Origin of the sequence: Enterocloster aldenensis (assembly GCF_003434055.1) — a bacterium.
Classification (GTDB): Bacteria; Bacillota; Clostridia; order Lachnospirales; family Lachnospiraceae; genus Enterocloster; species Enterocloster aldenensis.
This window is the reverse complement of record NZ_QVEX01000005.1, coordinates 181,035-205,932: the sequence shown is the minus strand read 5'-3', so window position 1 is coordinate 205,932 and position 24,898 is coordinate 181,035. Positions and strand designations below refer to the sequence as shown.

General features: G+C 50.8%; 23 protein-coding genes. 8 read left to right on the top strand and 15 right to left on the bottom strand.

The window, feature by feature from the left end; all coding sequences use genetic code 11:
- Positions 1–2: 2 nt before the first annotated feature.
- Genes DWX59_RS12730 through DWX59_RS12720 form a run of 3 tightly spaced genes read right to left on the bottom strand, consistent with a single transcriptional unit; the run spans position 3 to position 1,974 of the window.
- Entirely contained in the window at positions 3–836 is an 834-nt protein-coding gene (locus tag DWX59_RS12730) for a DUF4097 family beta strand repeat-containing protein (RefSeq protein WP_117559604.1), read from the bottom strand.
- Between the two features lie 2 nt (positions 837–838).
- Positions 839–1,657 carry a DUF1700 domain-containing protein gene (locus DWX59_RS12725; RefSeq protein ID WP_117559603.1) on the bottom strand — a complete coding sequence of 273 codons (819 nt, stop codon included), beginning with the start codon at positions 1,655–1,657 and terminating at the stop codon, positions 839–841.
- Complete coding sequence (locus DWX59_RS12720) at positions 1,654–1,974, bottom strand: PadR family transcriptional regulator (protein ID WP_008723478.1); 321 nt, start codon at positions 1,972–1,974, stop codon at positions 1,654–1,656. The genes DWX59_RS12725 and DWX59_RS12720 overlap by 4 nt, the downstream gene beginning before the upstream one ends.
- 398 nt (positions 1,975–2,372) lie before the next feature.
- Here DWX59_RS12720 and DWX59_RS12715 point away from each other — a divergent pair, with 398 nt between their 5' ends.
- From DWX59_RS12715 to DWX59_RS12705, 3 genes are all read left to right on the top strand, one after another.
- The gene (locus DWX59_RS12715; protein ID WP_117559602.1) at positions 2,373–3,308 is read left to right on the top strand and encodes an AEC family transporter; all 936 of its coding nucleotides are present in this window, start codon (positions 2,373–2,375) and stop codon (positions 3,306–3,308) included.
- A gap of 174 nt (positions 3,309–3,482) precedes the next feature.
- A complete protein-coding gene (locus tag DWX59_RS12710; RefSeq protein WP_117559601.1) occupies positions 3,483–4,835 on the top strand; it encodes a sodium-dependent transporter in 1,353 nt (450 codons plus the stop codon).
- Between the two features lie 398 nt (positions 4,836–5,233).
- Positions 5,234–5,692: a DUF6465 family protein gene (locus DWX59_RS12705; RefSeq protein ID WP_235845039.1), complete on the top strand. Its 459-nt coding sequence runs from the start codon at positions 5,234–5,236 to the stop codon at positions 5,690–5,692.
- Positions 5,693–5,769: 77 nt separating this feature from the next.
- Here DWX59_RS12705 and DWX59_RS12700 read toward each other — a convergent pair whose 3' ends face one another.
- Positions 5,770–8,853 (bottom strand): insulinase family protein, encoded by a 3,084-nt coding sequence (locus tag DWX59_RS12700; protein WP_117559600.1) that lies wholly within the window; start codon positions 8,851–8,853, stop codon positions 5,770–5,772.
- Positions 8,854–9,673: 820 nt separating this feature from the next.
- On the opposite strand from DWX59_RS12700, the gene DWX59_RS12695 reads away from it, so the two are divergent.
- The gene (locus tag DWX59_RS12695) at positions 9,674–10,465 is read left to right on the top strand and encodes a Crp/Fnr family transcriptional regulator (RefSeq protein WP_117559599.1); all 792 of its coding nucleotides are present in this window, start codon (positions 9,674–9,676) and stop codon (positions 10,463–10,465) included.
- On the top strand, positions 10,426–10,815 hold the full coding sequence (locus DWX59_RS12690; protein ID WP_166460212.1) for a sulfatase/phosphatase domain-containing protein: 390 nt from the start codon (positions 10,426–10,428) through the stop codon (positions 10,813–10,815). The genes DWX59_RS12695 and DWX59_RS12690 overlap by 40 nt, the downstream gene beginning before the upstream one ends.
- 157 nt (positions 10,816–10,972) lie before the next feature.
- Here the strand turns inward: DWX59_RS12690 and DWX59_RS12685 are convergent, their stop codons facing one another.
- The 4 genes from DWX59_RS12685 to modA are packed head-to-tail and all read right to left on the bottom strand — an operon-like array spanning position 10,973 to position 14,179.
- Positions 10,973–11,740: a hypothetical protein gene (locus tag DWX59_RS12685; RefSeq protein WP_117559597.1), complete on the bottom strand. Its 768-nt coding sequence runs from the start codon at positions 11,738–11,740 to the stop codon at positions 10,973–10,975.
- 5 nt (positions 11,741–11,745) lie between these two features.
- Positions 11,746–12,456: an ABC transporter ATP-binding protein gene (locus tag DWX59_RS12680; protein ID WP_117559596.1), complete on the bottom strand. Its 711-nt coding sequence runs from the start codon at positions 12,454–12,456 to the stop codon at positions 11,746–11,748.
- Complete coding sequence (locus DWX59_RS12675; protein WP_117559595.1) at positions 12,457–13,284, bottom strand: ABC transporter permease; 828 nt, start codon at positions 13,282–13,284, stop codon at positions 12,457–12,459.
- A complete protein-coding gene (modA, locus tag DWX59_RS12670) occupies positions 13,268–14,179 on the bottom strand; it encodes a molybdate ABC transporter substrate-binding protein (RefSeq protein ID WP_117559594.1) in 912 nt (303 codons plus the stop codon). The genes DWX59_RS12675 and modA overlap by 17 nt, the downstream gene beginning before the upstream one ends.
- A 226-nt stretch (positions 14,180–14,405) precedes the next feature.
- On the opposite strand from modA, the gene DWX59_RS29025 reads away from it, so the two are divergent.
- Entirely contained in the window at positions 14,406–14,834 is a 429-nt protein-coding gene (locus tag DWX59_RS29025) for a hypothetical protein (protein WP_207660429.1), read from the top strand.
- Between the two features lie 32 nt (positions 14,835–14,866).
- On the opposite strand, the gene DWX59_RS12660 is transcribed toward DWX59_RS29025, so the two are convergent.
- From DWX59_RS12660 to abc-f, 7 genes are all read right to left on the bottom strand, one after another.
- Positions 14,867–16,273: a sodium:solute symporter family protein gene (locus tag DWX59_RS12660; RefSeq protein WP_117559593.1), complete on the bottom strand. Its 1,407-nt coding sequence runs from the start codon at positions 16,271–16,273 to the stop codon at positions 14,867–14,869.
- Between the two features lie 19 nt (positions 16,274–16,292).
- Positions 16,293–16,607, bottom strand: a complete 315-nt coding sequence (locus tag DWX59_RS12655) for a hypothetical protein (RefSeq protein WP_117559592.1) — start codon at positions 16,605–16,607, stop codon at positions 16,293–16,295.
- An 11-nt stretch (positions 16,608–16,618) separates the two neighbouring features.
- On the bottom strand, positions 16,619–17,980 hold the full coding sequence (locus tag DWX59_RS12650) for a TRAP transporter large permease subunit (protein ID WP_117559591.1): 1,362 nt from the start codon (positions 17,978–17,980) through the stop codon (positions 16,619–16,621).
- 102 nt (positions 17,981–18,082) lie between these two features.
- Entirely contained in the window at positions 18,083–18,406 is a 324-nt protein-coding gene (locus DWX59_RS12645; RefSeq protein ID WP_117559590.1) for a DUF4387 domain-containing protein, read from the bottom strand.
- A gap of 15 nt (positions 18,407–18,421) precedes the next feature.
- On the bottom strand, positions 18,422–19,792 hold the full coding sequence (locus DWX59_RS12640; protein WP_117559589.1) for an acyclic terpene utilization AtuA family protein: 1,371 nt from the start codon (positions 19,790–19,792) through the stop codon (positions 18,422–18,424).
- Positions 19,793–20,069: 277 nt separating this feature from the next.
- Positions 20,070–20,798: a GntR family transcriptional regulator gene (locus DWX59_RS12635; protein ID WP_117559588.1), complete on the bottom strand. Its 729-nt coding sequence runs from the start codon at positions 20,796–20,798 to the stop codon at positions 20,070–20,072.
- A 128-nt stretch (positions 20,799–20,926) separates the two neighbouring features.
- Positions 20,927–22,357, bottom strand: a complete 1,431-nt coding sequence (gene abc-f, locus DWX59_RS12630) for a ribosomal protection-like ABC-F family protein (RefSeq protein WP_117559587.1) — start codon at positions 22,355–22,357, stop codon at positions 20,927–20,929.
- A 589-nt stretch (positions 22,358–22,946) separates the two neighbouring features.
- Between abc-f and DWX59_RS12620 the strand changes: the two genes are divergently transcribed.
- Complete coding sequence (locus DWX59_RS12620; RefSeq protein ID WP_117559585.1) at positions 22,947–24,353, top strand: PhoH family protein; 1,407 nt, start codon at positions 22,947–22,949, stop codon at positions 24,351–24,353.
- Positions 24,354–24,454: 101 nt separating this feature from the next.
- Positions 24,455–24,874: a hypothetical protein gene (locus DWX59_RS12615; protein WP_117559584.1), complete on the top strand. Its 420-nt coding sequence runs from the start codon at positions 24,455–24,457 to the stop codon at positions 24,872–24,874.
- The last annotated feature ends 24 nt before the right edge of the window (positions 24,875–24,898 follow it).

The following is a 24,898-nucleotide window of genomic DNA, read 5'->3' as shown; positions in this document are numbered from 1 at the left end:
ATCTATACGCTATCGCTAAAGTTAACTTTTATTGAGCCAACGCCGCACTCCAGTTCCATGTTGTAGGCTGCGTTGTTGTTGATATGGGTTTCATGGGACAGCATGGTATAGCTGGAACCGCCCACCTGAATGGTGCCCACGCCGCATTCAATCCTGTAATTATAATCCTGTTCAGGGTTGGTCAGGTTCAGGGTCACATCCCCGACCCCGGTTTCCAGTTCCACATCCCCGGCAACTGTTCCGGTAAAGGTGACAGCGCCCACGCCCGTGTCAATATCCAGCTTGTTGGTGTATATCTGGCTGAACTGGCATTCGGCAGCGCCCATGTCAACGGAAATCTTATCAAATTCATAGCCCGTGGGAACCAGGACTTCGATGCGGATATCCTCGCCCCGGCGGCGTTTCTGTTCCCGCTTGATTTTCAGGGTTTCCTTATCCATATAGCACTGGGTGGCGCCGTACTTATCATTTACATTGACTTCTATCTGGGAAATGCCGTCCTGTTCATATACACGCAGGACACATTTGTCCACATCGATATCCAGTTTCCGGATGGAAGAAAACGTACCCGGGTTCTGGCCGGCAGTCCCGCCCTCCCGCAGCGTGTCCTCGGTCCATCTGACCCAGCCCTTACCGGAATCATGGGTATCGGAAAAATCATCATCGTTCCATCCATGCTCCATATAATCTTCATCATCCCATACCATGGACCAGATGCGCCGGGGCAGATAACTTGAGTACCTGCCGCCCAGGGCCGCGGATACAGAGGTAATGCCGATTCCCGCCAGCAGGAGTATAAGTCCGGTCAGCGCGCAGATTTTGATAAATTTCTTCATGGTCATGACCTCCTTTTGTGTAGCAGACGGTTCAGGCTATTGACAATGCCGCGTATGAGGTAAGGGATGAACCTTCCGTAAAACAGCACTGCAAGGGCAAGTAAAAGCACTCCCACGCCCAGGAAGATAAGGCCGGTCCCAGAAATCAGGAATCCGTTTAACGGGTGCATGAATATGTGTACGATTCCATAGGGCACCATGGCAACACCGCTTATGAGCATGGCAATGGTCAGCACCCCGATGAATACCAGAGCGCCCACCAGGATTCCCAGCAGACCGCCCACAATCCCCAGGGCGCCGCCTCCGATGCCCAGCAGCACGGGTGCGGCAACGATGATGAGGATGATCCACAGGATTACCTTAAGGGGGCCGCTGGTTCTGGGGCGGGGACGGCCATGGTTTCCCTGTGCGTCATGGACATTCTCCTGCCAGCTGTCCCGGCTTCCCTGTGCGCCGTGGACATTCTCCTGCCTCCCATCCTGGCGTTCCCTGTCATCCCGGCGTGATTCCTGCCACTTTGGTTCCCTGCCCTCAGGCAGGTCGAAGCGCTTGACAACCTGATAATTGGGGTCCCTGAAGCGTTCATCCTTATAGCCGCTTTCCGTAAATTCCCCTCCGTCCTTCAGATTCCCAGCTATATCGGACCGGATGATGGAAGCAATCCGTTCAGGACTTCCAAGCTCCCTTACCACATCCGCTTCCCGGTCCGGACCGGCTTCATCAAAATAATCCATGTAATACTGAAGCGCGTCTTCCTTGTCCTCGTCCTGAATATCCTGTAAGAGATACGCAAGCTCCTTCATAAACTCATCCCTGGTCATAGATTAGCCTCCTTAAATATCTGGGATATCTTCTGTGAATAAGTTACCCATTCACCCCGGTACAAATTCAGCTGTACCCGTCCCTTTTCCGTAATCTTATAATACCTGCGGTTCCTGCCGTCAATGGCCATGTCGTAAACCTCCAGGCAGTCCTCCTTCTGAAGGCGCCGGAGCACGGGATATAGGGTGGATTCGGATATGTCGATGGCGCATCGCACATCCTGGGTAATCTTGTATCCGTATGTCCCATCCGCATCTTTTGAGACCACAGCCAATACGATTGCGTCCAAAAGTGCAGATCCTGTGTTGAATATCATAAGCATCCCTCTGTTCTGTTGGTTGAATGTTATTTGTTTCATCATATTATACGTCGTATAATATATTTATACTATACAGCATATAATATTATATGTCAATAAAAGAAAATAAAAGATATTCAAAAGATAATGTCATATTTTCTTAAGTCTCTTTATAAACTATTTAGTAACTGGTCAAACTTAGGTCACAAATCCCAGGTATACTTTAACCATAAACAAGCAGTCAGAGCTTTTCATATAGATGCACATATATATAAGCCGGTGGGATTGGCAGGAGGCCTTTTCTACCGGCTCAACCTATTTTCAGGGGTTTTAGGACGAACCGTTGAAAATGCATTGAAAATACATAAGGAATCAGCTACAATGGATGAATCAATGTAAATAAAGAAGGTATAAGAATGAATGCAGGAATTATTGCAAAGCAGATGCTGATTTTGTTCCTTATGATGCTGACGGGTTATGCTGCATATAAGAAAGGGATTGTATCCGGGGAAGGCGCCAAGAGCCTTTCGTCTGCAATTATCAACATTTTTAATCCGTGTCTGATTATCTCAGGTGTCCTGAACAAAACAATTACATACAGTACGGCCATGGTTACGGAGAATCTTATCCTGGTGGCTGTCTTTTTTGTGGTGCTGATACTGCTCAGCAAGATATTTGCCAGGATCATGGGGCTTTCCGCCGCCGAGGTCAACTGCTACCGCCTGATGATGATATTCCCCAACCTGGGATTTATGGGGATTCCTCTGGTACGCAGCCTTTACGGTGAAGAGGCAGTGATATTTGTGGCATTCTATATTGTGGGCTATAACCTTTTGGTCTATTCCTACGGCATACTCCTTGCCATGGGAAATGCCCCGGCAGCTGACGGACAGAAGCCGGAACTGCCATGGAAAAAGGTATTTAACATAGGGACAGGGGCATGCGCGGCCGCCATCCTTATCTTTGCATTCCACATCCGTGTGCCGGAGGTGATGGGCACATTCGTGGACAGTGTGGGCAATGCCGCCGTACCGCTGTCCATGATGACCGTGGGAATCATGGTGGCCCAGTCCGACCTTAGGGAACTGGTGACGGATAAAAAGCAGCTGGTGCTTTCCGCCATACGTCTGCTGGTAATACCCGCCATCTGTATACCGCTTATGAAGCTGCTTCCCGTGGACCCGGTATCCTACGGCATCTTCATCCTTCTCATGGCCATGCCGGTGGGCAGTGTGGTGATGATGGTGGAAAAGGAGTATGGCACAACGGACGGGAGTATTTCAGCCAAGAGCATTGCGCTTACCTCGGTGCTGTCGGTGGTGACGATTCCGTTGGTGACGTATCTGGCGTAAGCGGCAGGCACATTTTAATATGGGTTCCCGGACTTTTTGACTTTAAAACTTTGACTAATCGATGTAAATGGGGTACTATAAGAAAGATGGTCCGCAATCTGTCATTCCAGGGAGTCTTTATAATTGCCCTGCAGCGGATACGGACCATGAAAATTTACATCCAAAGGAGAAGTTATGAGCAAGCAGAGAAGTAAGGAACCTGTATCAGGAACCGTACACCAGAACGGCGGTTTTGGCAGTAGTTTTGGATTTGTGCTGGCCTGTGTGGGTTCTGCTGTTGGAATGGGCAACATATGGATGTTTCCGTACCGTGTGGGACAGTATGGCGGCGGAGCATTCCTGGTTCCCTATATTTTATTTATTGTTTTGTTCGGACTGGTGGGACTGTCAGCGGAATTTGCCATTGGCAGGCGGGCTAAGACCGGAACACTGGGCGCCTACGAATATTGCTGGAACCGGATAGGAAAAGGCAGGCTGGGTTATATCCTGGGCTGGATACCGTTACTGGGATCTTTGGGAATTGCCATCGGATATGCAATCATCGTGGGCTGGGTGGTCCGCGCCCTGGCCGGTTCGGTAACCGGGGCAATCCTGACTGAGGACGCGGCCGCCTATTTCAGCCAGGCCACGGGGAATTTCGGAAGCGTTCCCTGGCATGTGCTGGTTATCGTCATTGCCGCAGCCATCCTGATGTTTGGCGCCACAAAAGGGATTGAGAAGATTAATAAGGTCCTGATGCCTTCTTTCTTTGTCCTGTTTGCCGTCCTTGCAATCCGTGTGGCATTCCTTCCTGGCGCAGTGGAGGGATATAAGTTCCTGTTTACACCGGACTGGAGCGATTTACTTAAGGTAGATACCTGGGTCATGGCCATGGGCCAGGCATTTTTCTCATTGTCCATCACTGGGTCAGGAATGATTGTATACGGAACGTATCTGTCCAAATCAGAGGACATACCAAAGGCGTCCATCCGCACCGCCTTTTTTGATACGGTGGCGGCCATGATGGCAGCGCTGGCCATCATGCCGGCTGTTTTTGCCTTTGGGATTAAACCCAATGCGGGCCCGCCCCTGATGTTCATCACCCTGCCAAATGTATTCCGTCAGATGCCCATGGGGCGCCTGTTCGCGGGTCTGTTTTTCCTGTCCGTGGCTTTTGCAGGTATTACAAGCCTGATTAACATGTTTGAGGCGGTCAGTGAATCCTGGCAGACCAGGTTCCGTCTTTCCAGAAAGACGGCGGTTGCCCTTTGCAGCGGGATTGCGCTGCTGGTGGGGATTTTCCTGGAAGCTGAACCGAATGTAGGTTCATGGATGGATTTCATCACAATCATCGTGGTGCCCTTTGGCGCGGTACTGGGCGCGGTATCCATTTATTATGTGCTGGGATTCGGGGAAATTGCCAAGGAACTGAAGGAGGGCAGGAAAAAGCCGCTGGGAAGCTTCTTTGGCCCGCTGTCCAGATATGTGTATGTGCCGCTGGCTGTGATTGTGTTTATTCTGGGGATTGTGTACGGCGGAATTGGATGATTGATGTTATTGGATGGATATAGCGGAATTGGATGAACGATGTTATTGTATGAATATTGCGGGAATACCGTGGCCTGGGTGGGAAGTATCCGGGCTGCGGTATTTTTGTATTGGTCCGTTAAAATGGCAAGGTCACAACTAACGTTTGTCCTTGGTCAGCGGTACAAAAGTAAGGTTGTCTATTGCGGGGCCTTCAATCAGCGGCAGTTTGCTGCATGAATAAGTATACATTCATGAAAATGCCGTACATCCGGCATGTTAATCCAGAAGTAAACCGTTAATGATAACAGAAATCCGCACAGAACCCACCCCAATTTGCATAACCGCGTCATTGACAGATATTGGGGATAAGCCGTATAATTTTCATAGAAAATGTATAAATGAAAAGAGGAAATGGAATGGCAAGACCGAGAAGGAACACAGCTGCGGCCGCAGCTAAGGCGGATACAACGGAGACTGTGCAGGCAGTTAAGAAAGAAAGCGCTGTATGTGCTGCTGAGGAAATAGGCGCTGTCAGCGCAGCTTTACAGAAGGACGCAGCACGTATGGCTGAGAAGAAGGACGCTGCCGGCGCAGCTGCACAGAAGGACGCAGCATGTGTGTCTGAGAAGAAGGGCACTGCCGGTGCGGCTGAAGCGCAGGACACCTTCCATGAGGCAGGCAGGACCGTAGTTGTAGAGTTTGCAGGGAAGCAGATAATGGCGAAGGACGTTCTCAAGAAAGCCGAGGAGGCATATCTGGCAGCCCATAAGGGCGTTGGAATCAAGACCCTGGAGCTTTATATTTCGCCAGAGCAGAATGCGGCCTACTACGTGGTAAATGGTGAAGCATCTAAGGATTTCGTGATTCAGTTATAGTATAACAGGATAATGTACCGTGTAAAACGCCGCCTGCCGGGATGATTTCCTGGCAGGCGGCGTTTATGGATTGTGGCTCATGGCCTGTAAACAATGATTTCGTCAAAGCACCCGGCACCCTTTTGGATTGCCCGTTCATTGCCCACTGTCACGATCGGTCCCTGTTCCAATAAGTCATGGATGATCTGGGATGCCTCATACTGGTGCTCCAGCCGGGCATTTTTTATGTCCGCAATCATAAGGTTAATCTGTTCCGTGTCAATTCCGGCCATGGCCCGGCGCATATAGCGCATGCGGTTATTCAGCGTTCCGGCAGGAGGCAGTGCCTGGGCGTAGGCGCTTAGGATATAACCGTCCAGGTCCTGCTGTGTCAGGGAAATGTCCAAGAGCGCCTTTCCCGTATTGGAGAACAGTTCCAGGGTAGACCTGACTTCGGGGTCAGCAGTGCTCCACAAGGTAAAATATCCGGCTGGAATGTAAAAGTCAATTCCGCTGTCATATGCCCCGCCCTGATAACGTATGGCGGGCTTCAGGTATTTATCCGCACATGCCAGGAGGAAGGGGAGATGCCTGCCTTTAAAGCTTGCATTTGCGCGAAAGTCCCCCATCATACGGGTTTCCTGGGCAGGGGCGTCCACGCATATGGCCAGCTTCTGTTTCTGAGGCGGCAGGATGAAGGATGGATACCGGACCTGTGCATCAAGGCTGGAGTCCCCACTGGCTGTCCCACTGGCCGCCCCGCTATCTGCCCCACTGGCGCCGTCTGCCTGTCTGGCATCTTGTTTTCTTCCGAGGACATCCAGCTGCCATATGGCATCCTGTTTTCTTCCAAGGACACCCATCTGTCTCATGGTACCCTGGCTTCCTCCAATATTACCCAGCTGCCTTATGGCTTCCTGTTCCACGTCCCCCAAGACATCCGGATTTGCGGATGCCATGAACGTGAGACGGCTTCCGGATAATATGGCAGCCGCTATACGCCGGAGTGTGTCTGTTATCTCTTTGGCGGATTCCGGTTCTTCCCTCAGTTTTTTTGCCACATCCTTCAGGAAATAATAAACGTCCTGACTATTGAGCAGGTTCCTGAACCTGCATTCCTGCCTGATATAGCCTTCTGCCAGGCTGAAGGACAGGGAAGAGGCCATATCGGCCCGGGACAGGTCGTAATCAGGGAGATATTTTTCAAGGATGCGCAGTATGGTGGGAATATCATCGTATTCCCCTCCGCCCATAATATCCAGAAGGAAATCCAGGCTTTCCCCAAAGTCCGCGGTGAGTCCGTACCAGAATACGGTCATCATGGGGCGGCTGTCGGCGCCGGCCGCAGAATCCAGATAGAGTTCGTCAAAGGTACAGTCGTGAAGGTATTCCTGCTCCAGGGTTTTTTGCTGTTCCACCGTATACCGGCCTGTATCCAGTTCCGTGAGCAGCATCTGATACAGGGACAGGAATTTAAGTTCCTCCTGGGGAATAAGGCTCAGGTCAAAGTATATCTGGTAGCTTCCAACCGCGTCCACGCCGGCTGGGGCGGTGTAGCTGGTCATGGTCCCAAATTCCTTTTTCCGGAAGGGAGCGCCCGGCGCTGGGGACGGAAGGTCTTTTGGATGTATGAGGAAATCCATATTGCCCCAATCCATGGAATTCCACTGGCGGAAAGCTGCCGTGTCCTTACACAGGCGCTGCCGCTCATCCATGGACATGGAAGCCAGTGTTTCCTTCAGGTACTGTTCCTTTTCCTCTTCCAGTTCCTCCGCCATTCCGGGACAGGGCGACGTTACCACAACAGCGCTGGTGACAGGGGCAAGTGCCTGGGAAGCCAGCATTTTAAGGATGGACTGGCTGTTGTCATGGGCGAATCTGCGGGAGGCTGTTTCGTAGAGCTGGAAATAGTCTGTTTTGCCTGTCTGGCTCCAATACCTGCCGATTTCCTCGGAAATGTTAAATCCCAGGTGGGACCCTTCCCTGGTTAATGCATCGCTTAGCCTGTTTTCCTTCATGGCGGCCTGGTACAGTTCAGGGGTAACCCCATTGGCGCTGATTTCCTGCAGCGCGTACCGGATGATACGGCAGAACCCATCCTTTTGTTCTTCATCCCCATTCCTCAGACGGAAACGCAGGGACGGGGCAGGCAGAAGAAGGTCCAGATATACCTCCATTACGTTGTTAATGCCGGCTTCCCTTGCACACCGGTGCCAGGGGGAGGTGTCACTGTCAAGAACATCTGTAAATAAATCCCAGTAAATTAGTTCCTCCTGGCTGCTGCCTGTCAGGTCGATGGCATAGTCAATGATGGATGCCTGTTCCCTGGGACTGTCTGCATAAGCAGGACTTTTGGCTGTAAGGCAGCGCTTGCCGGGGGCAGGCGCCTGATTCATGACGGGCAGCAGGGAGCGGTGCGTTCCTTTGTAACGGGACAGGTGTTCCTTGTCAAGGAATTCAAGTACTGACCGGTAGTCCGCATCCCCGTAAAGCACCATCAGGCAGTTGGAGTAATCATAACAGCGGTTAAATGCTTCCCTGACAAGTTCAAATGAAAGTTCCCTGTAGTGAAGGTGAAGCCTTCCAAGCAGGTTGGACGCAGGAAGCCCGGGATACAGGGCTTTGGCTGTGAAGCTGTCGGCATTTTCCTGAATGTCCGTGAGATGGCCCCAGTCCTCGCTGAGCACGGTGCCCTGCATGGACAGGGGGCCATCTGGCTCTTCCAATTCCAGACGCAGCGCCTCCCTCAAAAAAAAATTCTTCTCCTTCAGCGCATCCGGCTCCTCCATGCAGCACAGGTACACATCCACCAGCTTTATCAGCTGTTCCTGGCTCAATGTACATATGGGATAACAGGTATATGTATTATCCGTAAGTCCGTTCATGAAGGTGGAATAACTCTTATTGTCCATGTCAAAGAAAATATCCCTGCTGGGGTATTTGCGGCAGGAGGACAAAAGGAGGTGTTCCAGTATGTGGTTTGTGTCGGTGCCGTCAAACTGGGGCGTCCTGTAAATCAGGTTAAACCCCAGTTCCGGGTCATCGTTCTGTATATATAAAAGCCGGGCGCCGCTGTGGGCGTGGTAAAACTCCACGGTCCGGGCACCCAGCATGTGTATGAATCCAAGTTCAGTCACGGTGAATCCTGATATGGTTTCGCCGGTTCCTGGCAAAGATACCATGATATGTCTCCTTTCACATGCAAACCTCACTATACTATAGCATTTTGACTGGGGGTTTTGCAAGGAGTACCTATTCACAAAAACAAGAACCGAACCTTTTATAAAATTACGGTTCCTTTTTTTGAGTGGGTATCTGGCTTTAGCATATTAGGGAAGAAAAAACGTTGACAGGAGTTTTAGGAATCGATATAATATATTTAACAAGAGAACCGATGACTAGATTAGGCCTAGCCACCTCGGTTGATAGTTACTAAAAAATAGCGTCTACCGGGCAAGGTGAAGGACGCTATTTTTTATGCATGTAAACAAGAGTTATTACTGCACATAGCATGATTACAAAGGTAAATAAATCGCCATATGTAACATACATGAGCACCAGTCCCTTTCTTTTGTATGAGTAGGCGGCTGGACATATCGCCCCATCGGTTCCCCTGGTAAATATATTATATTGTCATGATGATGCCCGAATTAAGTTTCGGGGCCTATCTCATTCAATCTTTGTGGAATCATTTTCCTCTATATACTCCAATAAATCCCAATGCCGATAATTGTTCCAGTAATAAAAGCAGTTTAACATAAGAAATTGCCATATATAAAAGTATGGATTGGTGTAATTAGTTTGTCAATAAAAAAGTACCAAAAATATCGTAAGGTTGATTCAGCAAAGGACCTTTTTAGGAACAGGTTTGGATTTGATAAAGGCTTATGTGACATGTGTCATAGTAAAATGGCATAAAGTCCGCTATGATTAAGACATCGTAATGATTTGAACTTAAGAACTTGAATATATGGCCATATGGAAGTCTAAGGAGAGAATGCGATGCGTGAAAAGACAGACAGTACTTTATTAAACGTGATACAGCTGGTAAACCAGGAGAGCAGCAGGGGAACCCTGGATTTGGAAATGATAAAGCCGTATCTGAATGATTTCATCCGTGCAAGGTCCGTGCCAAAGGGTGGATATATAACCACGGAGGATGTTATCATTAAGCGGGTTTATTACATTATTACAGGTTCCTTTTATGAACTTCGTTCCTCTGAACATGGTAAGACAAATCTCCTGTCCAGAAAGAAGGCGCCGGAGTTCCTGGGCGTTGACCGGGCAGTGAATCCAAGGAAGGCAAGCCTTTCCACCAACCTGGCTCTTGAACCCTGTATTGTATTGGAGATAGACACCAATTACTTTGTTAAAAGCCTGAAGGAAAATGGGGAACTGGGGCTGGAAATCATCAAAAATATCTGTGCAAAGCTGTCCAGGGCCTCCTACCGCTCAGACCATATCCTGTTCCACACCACCGGGGAAAAGCTGATGCTGTATATCATCCGGTACTGGGAAGAATATCACACAGGAGGTAATGAGTGCACGGTGGACGTAAAGAACATGTATATTGCAGATGACATCGGCGTCAGCACCAGGACATTGTACCGGGCGCTGAATGAGATGAAGGACCAGGGGCTTTTAAATGTGGTCAGGGGAAATATTGTGGTGACTTCTGTACAGATTCAGATAATACGCAGAAGATGCGAAAGTTTTATGGAAGGTGGTGCAGCTTCTGGCCCAGGAATCCACAGGTGGAACAGTATATGGATTCCCTTCCCGGAACCAGCATGAAACCAATCCTAAGGGGAGAAAAGGAAAAGATACGGGAGGAAGTGGTGGTATATGAGGAATACGGCCCTGTGCGGATGATCCGCGGCGACCGCTATAAACTGGTATACAGGACGCCCTATGGACCTCATGAGCTGTTTGATTTAGAAAAAGACCCGGATGAGGAGCAGAATTGTTTCGATGATCCGGAGTACAGAAACATTAAGGCTGACCTGTTCCGGCGGCTTGAGAAATGGTTTGAGGCTTACACACTGGAAAAGTATGATGGCCGCAAATTCCCTGTGAGGGGGGACGGACAGATGGAGCGGCTGGAAAAGTACGGTACTGAGACAACGGTATTCAAATCATTTTGAGTTTTACATGTGCTGACAGGTATCAGTGATGCCCGGCGTAAATACGCCGGCGGGCACTGATATCTGTCGGCGTATTAATGCCGTAAGGTACAGACCCCCCTATCCGCGTATTTACGCCGTGAGACACAGACCCCTGCCGCAATATTAACGCTGGGCGTCACTGATACCTGTCCGCAAAACACAGCCGCGGCAGCCCAAGGAGCGCGGCAGCTCCGGCCAGGGTCGTACCGTAGAATAATATCTTATCCTTCAGGTAGAGGAAATCCACGATGCTTCCGTTGCAGACCGTACTTCCCGTGCACAGCACCAAATCCGCCCAGCTGCAGATGGACTGGCTGACACCGGGGGCCCCGCCATCCTCTACCAGGACGCCGTATCGCGTCTGGCCGATGTTCACAGGACTTAAATCAGCTGCCCGCAAAGGAAACTGTCCGGACAGGCGTTCTAACAGGGATGGCTGGTATCCAATCAGCCCGATCCTGGGGTGCCCGTATACGCTGGAAATATACTCCGCTGCATCCGCCGCGCACTGTTCCGGGCCATCGCACCGGCAGTGGACCGTACATTCCACCTTCCCCAGGTGTTTCATCACGGCGTTGAGGGCGGCAATGAACAATCCCCGGTCATGGGAATCAGTCTCTATATCAAGGGCGCATATATCTTTAAGCGTCCCCCTGTAAACAGAAGGCGCATCCGTAAATGCCTGGCCAAGGGCTCCCATACATTCGGCCTGGACCATCACGTCTTTGCCTGTTATAATAGGGAAATCCCTGCGTTCTGTAATTCCGATGGCTTCCTCCGGCGTCAGTGAACGTGTACTGATGTCCACCCTTTCCTTAAGGATTCCCTCATTTTCCAATAGTTCCGAAAATCTGTGCTTCAATTCCCTGTAAAATGTATCCGCTGTAATTGCATCTCCTGTCATATCTTTTAATCCCTCCCAAGAAATTGTTCAACTTCATCACAATAGTGTCCATCCATGAGCCTGTCTGCAGAAGCCACTGCCTTCAGCCGGCCGTCCAGCAGGATACCTACCCTTTTGGCCAGCAGCCTGGCTTCGGTGAAATCATGGGTTACAAAGATTATGGTACATTGAAAACGTTCATGTATTTTTTCAAGTTCCAGGTAAAGCTGCTGCCTGGTAGCCGGGTCCAGGGCTGAGAATGGTTCGTCCAGAAGAAGGACTTCCGGTTTAAGGGCCAGCGCCCTGGCCAGCGCGGTGCGCTGGCTTTCTCCCCCGCTTAGGGTACCGGGATACTGGTTCCTGATATGGGTTATGGACAGCATTTCCATGAGGGCGTATGCGCGTTCCTCCTGCTCAGCCCTGGTGAAGCCGTGCATTTTCAGGCCGTATACAATATTGTCATAAACCTTCATGTGTGGAAATAGTCCGTGGTCCTGGTACACAAAGCCGAGCCTGCGGTTAAAAGGCGGGATTTCCATGACGTCAATGCCGTCATACAGGACAGAACCGCCGGTTCCAGGAAACATGCCCCCAATGGCCTCCAGCAGCACGGTTTTGCCGGACCCTGTACGTCCTAGTATAGCAAAGATTTCCCCTTTTTCAATGGTAAGGGACAGGGGATACAGTGTAAAACTACCCCGTTTCACGGTAAAATTGTGGATAATGATTTCCTTCACTTAATGTCCCACCTGCCTTTCGCGTCCATAGGGAGACTTCCCCAGCACCTGGGCCAGCGCCAGGGTACAGCCGGAAATCATTAGCATAAGCATGGCTGTGGCCATGGCCGTGGGATTATTCCCGGTTGAAATGCTCAGATAGATGCTGCCCGGCAATGTCTCGGTTTTAAAACGGGTCACGCCCACCAGCATAAGGGTTGCCCCAAACTCTCCTAAAGCCCTGGACCAGGTCAGGATGAAGGCGCTGGTTAAGCTGCCCCGGCACAGGGGGAGCAGGATGGTAAGAAAGCATTTCCAGGGGGAAGCCCCCAAGGTCTGCGCGATAAATTCAAGCCTCCGGTCCGATGCTTCAAATGCAGTCCGGATTAAACGGACAGCATAAGGAAGGTTTACCAGGATATGGGCCATCACGATGCCGGCAGGGGAGAAGACTACTTTGAAACCGTGCTCCTTCAGCCATTTACCGGCGGGTGAAGAGAAGATTATGAGAAGGCTGAGCCCCAGAAGGATATAGGGAAGGGAGAGGGTAAGTTCTATCATCAGTCCGGACAGACGTTTAAATGGCATGTCTGTCCGCGTAAGGGCGTAGGCGGTGGGGAGCGCCAGGGCCATTACAATGACAGTGGATATGCTGGCAGTGGTGACGCTCAGGCGGAATGCAAATAAGACTTCCTCTGAACGTATGGTTTCTGCAAAGCAGGGAATCCCGCTGATAATGACAGCGCTGATTGCGCTGCCGATGAAGAATATCACCAGCAGCGCTGTCCCGATGGTTATGGCTGAGAATAAATCATACTGTCTGCAGCGGTTCCTATTCCACGATTTCATATCCGTATTTTACCCATATTTCTTTGACCGTGTCAGAGTCTAAGTACTGGTTGAACGCAGCAAGGGCGTCTTTATCCGAAGCGCAGCTTAAGGAGGCGGCAGGGATGGTCTTGATGTATGGATCCAGGTCCTTTGTATCCACGATTTCCACACCTTCTGCATCGCAGTTTTCCTTCCAGACAATGGCTGCATCGGCCTCCCCCGCGGCCAGGGCAGTGGACATCTGGGGAGCAGTGGCCGTGGTTGCCTCAATCTTTACCTGGTCAAAGATACCGGCATCGGTCATGGCTTTCTTTGCAATCTTTCCAATGGGGGTGGAATCCACGTCGCCCATGATAAGACTTACACCATCCCCGGTCAGGTCGGAAAGCCCGGTGATGTTTTTGGGGTTGCCGCTCTGCACTGCCAGCACAGGTATGTGTTTTACCAAATCCTTTTTGTCCTCCACATAGGATTCCACGGGCTTAAGTTCATCCCCGGAACCGGCAACAAACATGTCGCCTTCTTCGGTAGTGGTTATCTGTGACTGGATCTGGCCCGCGTTGGCATAGGTGGCATTTACCTGGCATCCGGTGGCGTCTTTGAATGCATCGGCGATTTCCTGGAAAGGCGCCGCCATTCCGGCGCCGCAGTATATCATCAGGGTATGGCTGGTCAGGTCGGGGAGTTTTGGATTATCTGCGGATGTCCCGGCGCCGGGCTGGCTGGTGCCGGATGCGCTGCTTTTTGCGGAGGCAGCGGTCTGCTCCTGTTTGGCGTCCGTCTGGTCCTGGGCCGTGGCTGAGGGGGCGGCTGAGACTGCCGGGAAACCGGCCTCATTGCCCTTTGAGCACCCACCCAATATGGATGCACCCAGTGATGCAGCTAAAAAAATCGCGAATGTTCTTTTTTTCATTGTAATACCCTCCAATTAGTCAATATAGTAATATTTACCATATTATAATGGAAAAGCGTTATTGTCAAGAAAGAATAACGAAAAGCGGAATCAAAGTGGTTTTATCAGCTGATACAGGATTACATTTTCCTAAATACCCCTGGACTTGTAAAAATCCAGGAAATACCGTATAGTAAGATTTAATATCAGGGTCTGCATGTACAGGATCCAAGGCGGGGGAAAGCGTATGAAGGGATTGATTAAACAGTTAAAATACAGGTTTTACCGTCAGAGCATAACAAAGAGGATCATACTTGTGATTACTATGCTCAGCATCCTGTCCAATGCGGTATTTGTTGGGAGTGTATTTGTAATCATGAAGAACCAGCTGTTCAACAAGACAAAGCTGGATTATGAAAAGGATATTACCATGCTTGAAAAGGAACTGGAAATGTTCTTTAACGGAATCCGCAATGATGCTGTATCCTATCCTGAACTCATGATTTATAATGAGGACTTTACCAGAAAGAACATGGCCCACTGCTATTATGTAATCGGCCTTGGCAATCTTGGCCTTGGCAACATGGAAAAAGCCAGGGAAGCCTTTGAAAAGACACTTTCCCTGGACAGGTCCCACAACAATTGCAGGCTGCTGCTGAATGGCATGGACAGATAGGATGACCTGCAGCACCCATCTGTATTTAACCGTTATCTGGAACAGGAACAGGTATCACTGCTGTTTTTCCTCCCGTCCACATACCCGGCCGCCATAATCACCAGCCCAACAATCATCCCCAAAAACAGCGGGTCAAAGGGAAGGCGGATGAAAACCGATCCGGCCAGTACGCACAGGGGACCCGCGATAATGGACAGGACCGCGTATCTGGCGGGGATACGTCCAGGCAGGAACAGGGCGCCGGACATGGGCAGGAACAGGACCGCGCCCCTCAGACCCATGGACATGAAGCTCCACTGAAGGATGACTGACTGTAAGTCCCCCATGGTGAATACCACGGCTGCAAGCAGCACGGCCACAATAGAAATCCGGGTACAGGCCAGTTTTTTCCTCTCGTTCCGGTCAAGGCCCAGAGGGGATTCCAGGTTGCTGGTAATGATGCTGCTGATTCCCAGGGTCAGTCCGGCCCCGCATCCGATGATGGCAATGAGAAGCACTGCCAGGAAAATACCTGCCAGGAATCCGGGCATGTAGAGCATGATGAACCGTGGAAATGTCCTGGCAGCGTCCATGGCCGGGAAGAGCATTTTCATGTAAATACCGATATACACCCCGCCTAGCCCGATGGGCGGGATTAAGAGTGAGCTGGCCAGGGCGCCCTCCACAGCGGCACGGCTGCTTTTGGCTGATAAAATGCTTTGGGCATAGGTCTGTGTGGAAAGGACCCCTATGACCAGTGACAGGGCCGCGCCCCCGTCCACCCCGATACCCCGTGCAAACAGGCTGAAATAACGTGCCCCGGGAAGGCTTTCATACAAATCGTTAAAACCGCTGGTTTTCCTGAACACAATGGCCACGCACAGGATGGCGCAGGCATAGAGCAGCACGGTTTTAATAAGGCCGATGGTTCCCGCGCCCCGCATCCCGCCAAATACCACATAACATACCATAAGGCCTGCCACCAGCAGCGCGCATAAAAAAGGAGGCAGGGGCAAAAGCGCGCCTAACAGCGCCATGGCGGACAGAAGCTGTGCGATGATGTTTAAAAATATACCCAGAGCGCCCAGGACAGAGGTGAGGAGCCCGGCCTTCCGGCCGTATTCATGCTGTATCATCTGCTGTAAGGTCAGGTATCCGCTTTTGCGCATGGGCCGGACGAAAAACAGGGCCAGGAACAGGCAGCCGATACCGCCGCCAAGGCAGAACCAAAGGGAGGAAAAACCGTATTCAAATGCCAGCTGAGAGGTGGCTACGGTGGAAGAGCCTCCCACCAGGGTGCCGATAATGGCGCCCGCAACCATGACGGAGGAGGACCTGCCGCCTCCGATTGCAAAGTCACTGGCATTATTTACCTGACGGCCGGAGTGGATTCCCACCCCGGCCATGATTATTAAGGTCAGTATTGCGCCTGATAAATGTGATAACCCTAAAGTAGTCATTTATATCTGCTCCCTGGAATTATTTTTCTTTCTTTCCGGCCTGGTCCAGATTGCGTTTCAGGTCTTCTTCTGCTTCCTTTTTGTCCGCTGTCATGGACAGGGCCTGTTCCTTCCCAAAGTACATGCCAATCAGTCCAAGTGCCACGGAGACACTGGTCAGCTTAATGATGATTGGGAAAAAGGTGCCTTTAATCATCACGGCCAGGGCAGCGCCGGTCCCGCCGCCAATGATGAGGGCAATCACGAAACCGAAAAAGCAGGCGGCGCCGGCAAAGATGGATATGTAAGCGCCCCAGCCAAAGAGCTGGTAAAGTATCTGGGAACCTTTTTTCATACCGATACCTCCTATACGACCCACAGCGTGGGGATGATTCCAATGAGGAAAAGGACACTGAGCAGATAATGCAGGACACACCAGATAATGCAGTTCTGGGTGGTTTCTTTCATGGCGGAACCTGAGATTCCCATGGCGGTATACATACAAAGGGCCAGGGGAGGGGTCATGCCTTCCATTGCGCCGCAGATAACGGGAAGTAGGCCTGCAACCAGGAAGGGATTGGCGCCCGCGGCTGCCATGACAGAGACAATGGCAGTGCCAAAGATGGCTACCTGTGAGGAACCTGGGAGTATCATGCCCAGGACCGCGGTAAACAATGGGATGATCAGGGCCAGGGGCACCAGTCCCAGTCCCCACCCGGATATCATGGCCCCGATGTTGGCGCCCACGTTAAGGGATTCAAACAGGTTGCTGATGCAGTAGGCGAAAAAGATGGTGGCTGCAACCGGAACAATGGACTTGGTCCCCTTCTGGAGAAGGGCGGCAATCTGTTTCGGCCCAACCTTCATGCTCCTCCGGATGATGAACAGGGCATATACTGCCGCGATGCCGGGGGTAAAGAGCAGTACGCTGCCGGACAGGGCAGATGCCCCGGCAGAGGTCAGGCGGCTGGTAAAGAAATTGTCTTTTAATAAGGCGTCCAGAAGGAAAGGAAGGAGGATGACCACAGGAATCATCATGGAGCGCCAGCCTTTTCGCATGGCATCACCGAATCTTGGCACCTGGCTGGCTGGAAGGGCCTGGATTTTGTGATATTTACAGAAGAAAAAGATGGTCAGTGCGCGCTGGATGATGAACCAGAGGGATATGCCCCACATAAGCAGCCAGAACTGGGACATTGCGTACCGTTCATCCCCGTACAGGGTGGTCAGAATGCCAAAGGAAGCCACAATGATGCCGGAAGGCGGAATCATGTTTCCCATGGTACTGGACGCCATACAGATATTGGAGGCCAGATAGTCAGGAAAGCCGCTTTGCTTCATGGAAGGGATGGTGAAGACACCGGTGGCAGCCACATTGCCTGCAGCGCTGCCGGACAGGGCGCCCATGAAGCTGGACACAAGAAGCGCCACATACCCGGTACCGCCTTTAATGCGGCCAAAGATGGACAGGACTACTTCAACACAGGCATCGATTACTTTAGTTCCTGTAAATATCTGTGCCACGACCATGAAGGCCACAATGGCGTAAAACAGGGTATTGGTGGATGTCTTGTATACAAATTCCCATGCATGGCTCCACTGGTTGGTCATGGCCAGCATGACAATGAAACCAGCCAGCATCCCTTCATAAATCGGACGTTTCAGGACGATAAAGAAAATGCAGATGGTGATTAACAGCGCGGCCAGGTAGACGAGCTCGATTGGCATTGTTTTCCTCCTCTCATATTTTAGAAATTGCCGGTTGTCACCAGTTATTTATGCAATACAGAACCTGGTACAGCCGGCAATTACTCAGAATTTATGCAGCCTTTACTCCACGGGGATTTCTACGTCCAGCAGAGGCGGGTACTGTTGGCAGCCAAATATATCACCCTCCCCAAAGGAACCGGAGGGACGCAGGCGGTTGATGGTAAATTTGATTGCATAACCCGGGTCAAATTCCACAAAATCAGCAATACGGCTGTCCGGGATACCGAACAGTTCCGCCACGAATGCACGGTTGAGCACACCGCTTTTTTTAACCAGTTCATAGTTTTGTGGGTCACGGAAAATAATATCAAACGTGATTCGGTCCGTACCGGCATTCTTGCTGCGGATTGTTTTTGCCAAATCAACAAGCTTCATTGTCTTCATAATTTCGTCCTCCTTTTATTCACCGATTTCAATCATGGAAACAGGGAACAGTTCCAACGGGTCATCCACTTCCACGGTGTGGTCCATGGTCCAGGTATAGGCATCGGAAATCTTGGTAACTTCATCCAGGATGAATGCGGCGGTTCCCGCGGTTCCCTTAACCTCAGGCAGTCTTGCGTAGAAAATCTGGCGCATGCCGATCAGGGTGACTTCCTGGGCCAGGGCATCGTCATCCGCAACGCCTTCTACTACGATTAACAGTTCATGGGACTTGGTTTCCTTAATTGGCTCCATATCGCCCATGACGCCGTTCTTACCGAAAATCCGGTAGCTGAGTTCATATTTATCTTCCGGATGGCGCTCGGCAACCTGGGATTTGGCCCAGTCAATTACCTTGTCAATGTTCTTGATCGTATACGGATCGCGCACGCCTGCAAGTCCCATATAGCGCTTCCCTATGTAGCCAGAGCCTTCCAGTTTTACCTTAATCCTTCCCTCAATGGGGATGAATTTGGGATTCGTGATGCGGCAGGTCTTTTCATCAAACTGTTCATATGTGCATTCACTCATGTCCAGGCAGCCGCCTGCCACGTATTCATAGTACGGGTTGGTCCGCTCATACATCGCATGTCCTGCCACGGATGCGATGGTGCAGCGCTGGAACGGGGCCATGGCGGTAACCTTCACATCATCCTTTGTAATGGTCCCGATAACGGATTCCTTGGCGCCGTAAGGCTCGCAGCAGAAGGATGCGCACTCCAGGACCTTGCCTGTGTAATATGCAATGTTTTCCGGGAAGCCTTCGTAAATAGCGGCCGATGCAAAGACGCAGGCATCACTGGTACGTCCGCCGATGATTACATCCGCCCCCATCTCCAGGGCTTTGATAAAGGGATGCACTCCGGATACGGCCACAATCCTGGTGGTGGCGTCCAGCTCTTCCATGGTCAGGCTGGTGCGGCTGTTCAGGCCTTCGATTGTCTCGCCGGCAAGCATTTTCCTGCGGAGGTATTCCTTATCCACTTCAGAATAAAAATAAGCCAGTTTGAATTTCTTTAGACCATGCTTCTTAGCCATGTCGCGGATCATCTCAACGTACATGTCCACACGGCTGTTGGTTCCTGTATCGCCTGCGGATCCGATAATCATGGGCACACCCTGTTCACGGGATGCCAGCAGCATTAATTCCAGGTCGTGATACTGCCAGTCCGGATGGCTGGCGCATTTGTCCATGCCCAGAGGCACCGGGCCGATATCGTCACTGCCTGAATCACAGCAGTAATAATCCGGTTTTGTTTCTGCACCAATGTAAAAACTTCCTTCCTTTGTGGGGGCAAAGCCCAAATGTCCATTTGGGGAAATAATCCTCAGAGTGTCCTTTCCCATGGTAATCCTCCTTTTGAAATGCGTTGTTGATATAACTTGTTATTACAATATATACCAAGAATAGCACATGGAAATGATGCTGTCAAGAAGGATATTTGTATTTAAATACTCCGATATGCCAATTTTTCAAGCTCAAATTTGTGATATATGCACAATTTATATTACAAGTCTGCTGCTTTGCATCCAACTTGTAATATAAAAAAGAGCCGCATCCACGGTTTTGGATACGGCTAATTGTTTTAAGCAGGATATGTGGTTTTCAAATATGGGTCCTGTCCTATAACTGCCGCTGTAGATGGAAGGAATATATATCGGACCTGTAATATCCCAGTTTATACTCCAGGGCAGAGCCATCCGCCGCATAGTAGACGGACTCCAGCACAATCAGCGCTTTATCCTTTGGCAGCTCCAGCACTTCCGCCAGCCTGGAATCAGCATTCACAGCGCCGATGGTCTGTTCAACCCGGAACATATCCACCCCAATCCCTGCATACAGGTCATAGGTTGAAAAAGCATTGCCGGAACGTTCCGCATCCCCCGCGGCCTGCCACATGCGCTGCCCTATGTCCGGAGGGAAGAAGGAGCGGTAATATACGACCGGCGTGTGGGTGGCATATCCAATCAGGTTCAGATTGGATACATTTTTGCCCAACCGGCTTTGGGCTGCTTCATCCTGGATCTCAGGGGAAAATGACTGGATGCGCGTGTGGCCTTTCAGTCCTTTCTGCTGCAGTACGCGGCTGAAGCTGATGATTTTGTTCAGTTCATGGTTAATGGCAGGAGGCTTTACAAAGGTGCCTTTCCCGTGGACGGAAAAGGCCATGTCCTGCTGTATCAGCAGGTTCAGGGCCTGCCGCACCGTGATACGGCTTACATCATACTGCTGGCACAGGGTACTCTCTGAAGGCAGCTTATCGCCGGGATTGTATCCGCCCTGCTGAATGGCCTCTGACAGCTGCCTTGATATCTGGAGGTACATTGGAACACTTGAATTATGGTTAATCATGATTGCGACCTTCTTTTCAAAAATCTCACATTATCATAACATGTCATAATCTTTTATACAAGTGGAATGTACTGCTGATTTTTTAAACCACAGCCCCAATTACGCAAGGTTTATATCGGCCAACACCCTTATCTTTCCACAGGCACCACTGCCCCGTATTCCACCCGGAACACCGCATCCGCCAGGTGCTCCACAAGGGTCCTGTCATGGCTGACAGCCAGAAGCGTGCCGTCATAGCTTTCCAGCAGGCGCTCCAGCCCTTCCATGGTATATACGTCCATATGGTTGGTGGGTTCATCCAGAATCATGAAGTTGCAGCCCGACACCAGTACCTTGGCCAGGGCTGTTTTTACCCGTTCGCCTCCCGAAAGCACGCTGACGGTTTTAAACATGTCATCCCGGCTCATGTAAAGGTTGGATAACACAGCCCTGCAGATATGCTGGGGGCAGACCGCATCCGCGGTTACATTTTCCAGCACGGTCTTTTGGGGGTCCAGGGTGTCCTGGTCCTGGGAAAAATAGCTGACCCTGGCTTCAGAGGTGATGAAGGTTCCCGGCTCATGTTGGAGGATTGCTTTTATCAGGGTGGACTTGCCTGCCCCGTTGGTCCCGGTGAGGAAGGTCCGCTTCCCGGATTCCACATAGAGGGCAGCGTGATTCAGGACATAATTGTCACCGTAGTTCACGGTCAGTTCTTTGACCGTGGCCGCATATCTGGCGCGTATGCGCCCTGCATCCGGCAGTTTCATGGACACATGGGGAAGCTCGGCCGGTTTTTCCTTTTTCTCCAGATGTTCCAGCCTGCTTATGACAGCGGCCTTATTGCTCTGGACATGTCCCTGCTGTACGGAAGCAATGCCTTTGTAAAGCATCCATTCGCTGCTGCTCATGCGCTTTGGCGGCTTGGCCATTGCCTGGCCCTTCCTCTGAAGGGCGTCGGCGGCTTTTTCCAGGTGCCGCTTTTCTTTCTGATATTGTTCATACTCAAACTGCTGGAAACTGCGTTCCCTGTTTTTCTGCAGGCTCCAGTCTGAATAATTGCCGTCAAATACCCGTATTTTGCCGCCTTCCAGCTCCCAGATCTTATTGCATACCCGGTCCAACAGTGTACGGTCATGGGATATGATCAGAATGGCGCCCCGGTAACCGGCCATCATCTTTTCCAGCATTTCCACGCCTTCCATGTCCAGGTTTGTAGTGGGCTCATCTGCAAAGAGCAGGGGAGCATGTTTGGAAAATGCAGATGCAATGGCAAGACGCGTCCGTTCGCCCCCGCTTTTAACCGCGCTCTCCCGAAGCTTCATCTGGCTGATGAACCGTCCGTCCGGCTCCCCGTCCGAATCCCCTGTCTGCAGGATCTCCGCAATCTCACAGTTCCGCCTGATGATGCCTTCCTCGCAGGCAATCCTGCCTGTCAATACCCCGAACAGGGTGGATTTGCCTGCGCCGTTGCGGCCGATAAGGCCAATCCGTTCCCCATCCCCGATTTCCAGCTTTTCAATATCCAGTACGGTCTGGATGCCGTACTCCTTCTTAATGTTCTGTGCATTTAATAACAAAAAAATCCCTCCTAAACGCACTTCGTTCAGAAGGAATCAAAATCCTGGGCAATACCGTGATTGATATCCGGGACAGCGCCGCAACATACCGGTACCGCAGCGTGAAGACACAGCAGAACGTAAATGTACCAGGTTAAATGTGTATAGGATGTCCGTATTACGGTTCTATATAATATACGGCCCTCTGAAACAATGATTCCCAATGACTGAACGAAATGATGAAAATGCATAAGAATAAATGCCTGTATCCCCACGGCCTGTCTTTCCGTGGAAGCACAGGATTGTATCCATGCTGTCATTTGCTGCTGTTCAATCATTTAATAATCATATTTCAGTTAGCCACCTTTCTGATGTTGGAATCGCCGCATGCACGCAGCGCTGCGGCAATTCCGATTATAGGGGAAGGAGGGATGGATGTCAAGAGGGGAATTTTAAATAGTGCCTCCGGGGATGCGCATATATTTTACAGTCCTTTTACAGGGCAGTGGTGACATGGGTTCCTGATATCCGTTAAAATTAGTCCATAAGACGTCATATCCTGCGGATGCAGAGCCATATGCCTTATAAATAACGGGAAGGAGCCCTGTCAATGATTAAAACCTATGTAATAGACACCAATGTGCTGATACAGGCCCCCTATGCAGTCAACTGCTTTGAGGATAACCAGATTGTACTGCCTGTGGCAGTACTGGAGGAGCTGGATGACCTGAAAAAAGCCGATGGGGAAAGAGGCGCCAATGCGCGTAAGGCCATAAGAATCCTGGAGGAACTGCGCCAAAACGCGGACCTGCTGGCCGGAGTGGGGCTGGAAAGCGGCGGGAGCCTGCGGGTGGAGAAGAATTTTGTGGATGTGGCGCTCCCGCCGGATCTGCCGGATGACAAGATGGATAACCGGATACTGAAGGTGTGCAAGGGGCTTGCGGAGCAGCTGGGGAAAAACGGGCCGGATACGGACGTGCATCAGTCCCGGCAGGTGATACTTGTGACCAAGGATATCCTGCTTCGGATTAAGGCGCAGATAATCGGAATACGGGCAGAAGATTTCATGACGGAGCAGGTACCGGGCAGGGACGGACAATACACAGGGCGGGCAGAGGTATATGCGCCCGAGGAAAGTTTTAAGGATTTCAAGAAAAAGGGAATCCCGGTCAGCGCGGTTTATATGGCGGACCAGGACGGCAGCTGCAGCGTGCCCAGGCTATGGGAAAACCAATTCATCATAGTAAAGGCAGACCAGTCCTCCAGGAAAACGGTTCTGGGACGTGTGCAGGGAGAGCGGATTGTGGCCCTGGATTATAAGAAAAGCAGGCCTTATGGCGTTGCGCCAAGGAATTCCGGCCAGTATTTCCTCCAGGAAGCCCTGATGCAGCCCGCGGAACAGGCGCCGCTGGTCATAGTAAAGGGGATGGCAGGCACGGCTAAGACGTTTTATACCCTGGCGGTGGGCCTTGAAAAACTTCTTAACAATCCCACAGGCGAATACCGGAGAATCATCATCAGCCGCCCTAATGCCCAGTTTGATACGGATATCGGATTCCTGCCCGGGGATGAGCAGGAGAAGATATCGCCCCTTATGCGGCCTGTCATTGACAACCTGGAGCAGCTGATTGATTCCTGCGAGGAAAAAAGATATGAGGATGAGACAGCGTTAAAGGGCAAGGTGGACGAGGTTTTTGACCGGGGATTAATCCAGGCAGAAGCCCTTAACTTCATAAGGGGACGCTCCATTGTCAGGACCTATCTGATTATCGATGAGGCCCAGAACATGACACCTGCCCAGGTCAAAGGCATCATAACCCGCGCAGGAAAAGGAACCAAGATCATCCTTTTAGGCGACCCCAACCAGATTGACCGGAATTTCCTGGATGAGCGCACCAATGGGCTCAGTTACGCGGCTGAACATATGAAGGGAAGCACGCTGTGCTGGCAGATTACCCTGACCGCAGATGAGTGTGAGCGTTCCCTGCTGGCCATGGATGCGGTCAAACGGATGTAGGTTTCTAAAATTACCATTAAGAATTCCGCACCCACATTGATTTTAGCGGTGATTTAAGGTATAGTTACACTCATGTGGATGTGGGAAAGGAAATGATACAGATGTTAAACCGTTTAAGGGAGAAGTTCCAGCGCTTCATGATAGGAAGATACGGCATGGACCAGCTGGGGCAGTTCATGGTATCGGCCGTGCTTGTGGTGATTGTCGTCAATCTGTTCGTGCGCGCTGCGCTGCCGTCCATGATACTGAACATGCTGGAGCTGGCAGGCCTTTTTGCCATGTATTTCCGTATGTTTTCAAAGAATGTGGGACAGCGGTACCAGGAGAACCAGGCATATCTGAGAAAGCGTTTTTATCTGACGGAATACTGGAAAAAGGTGAAGTTTTATTTTGCGGAGGGACGCAGATACCGTATTTTCAAATGTCCTGGCTGCAGCCAGAAGATACGTATTCCACGGGGACATGGCAAGGTAAGCATCCATTGTCCCAAGTGCGGGAAGGATTTTATTAAGAAGACCTGATTCCATAGGGCGTGTCCGTGTATC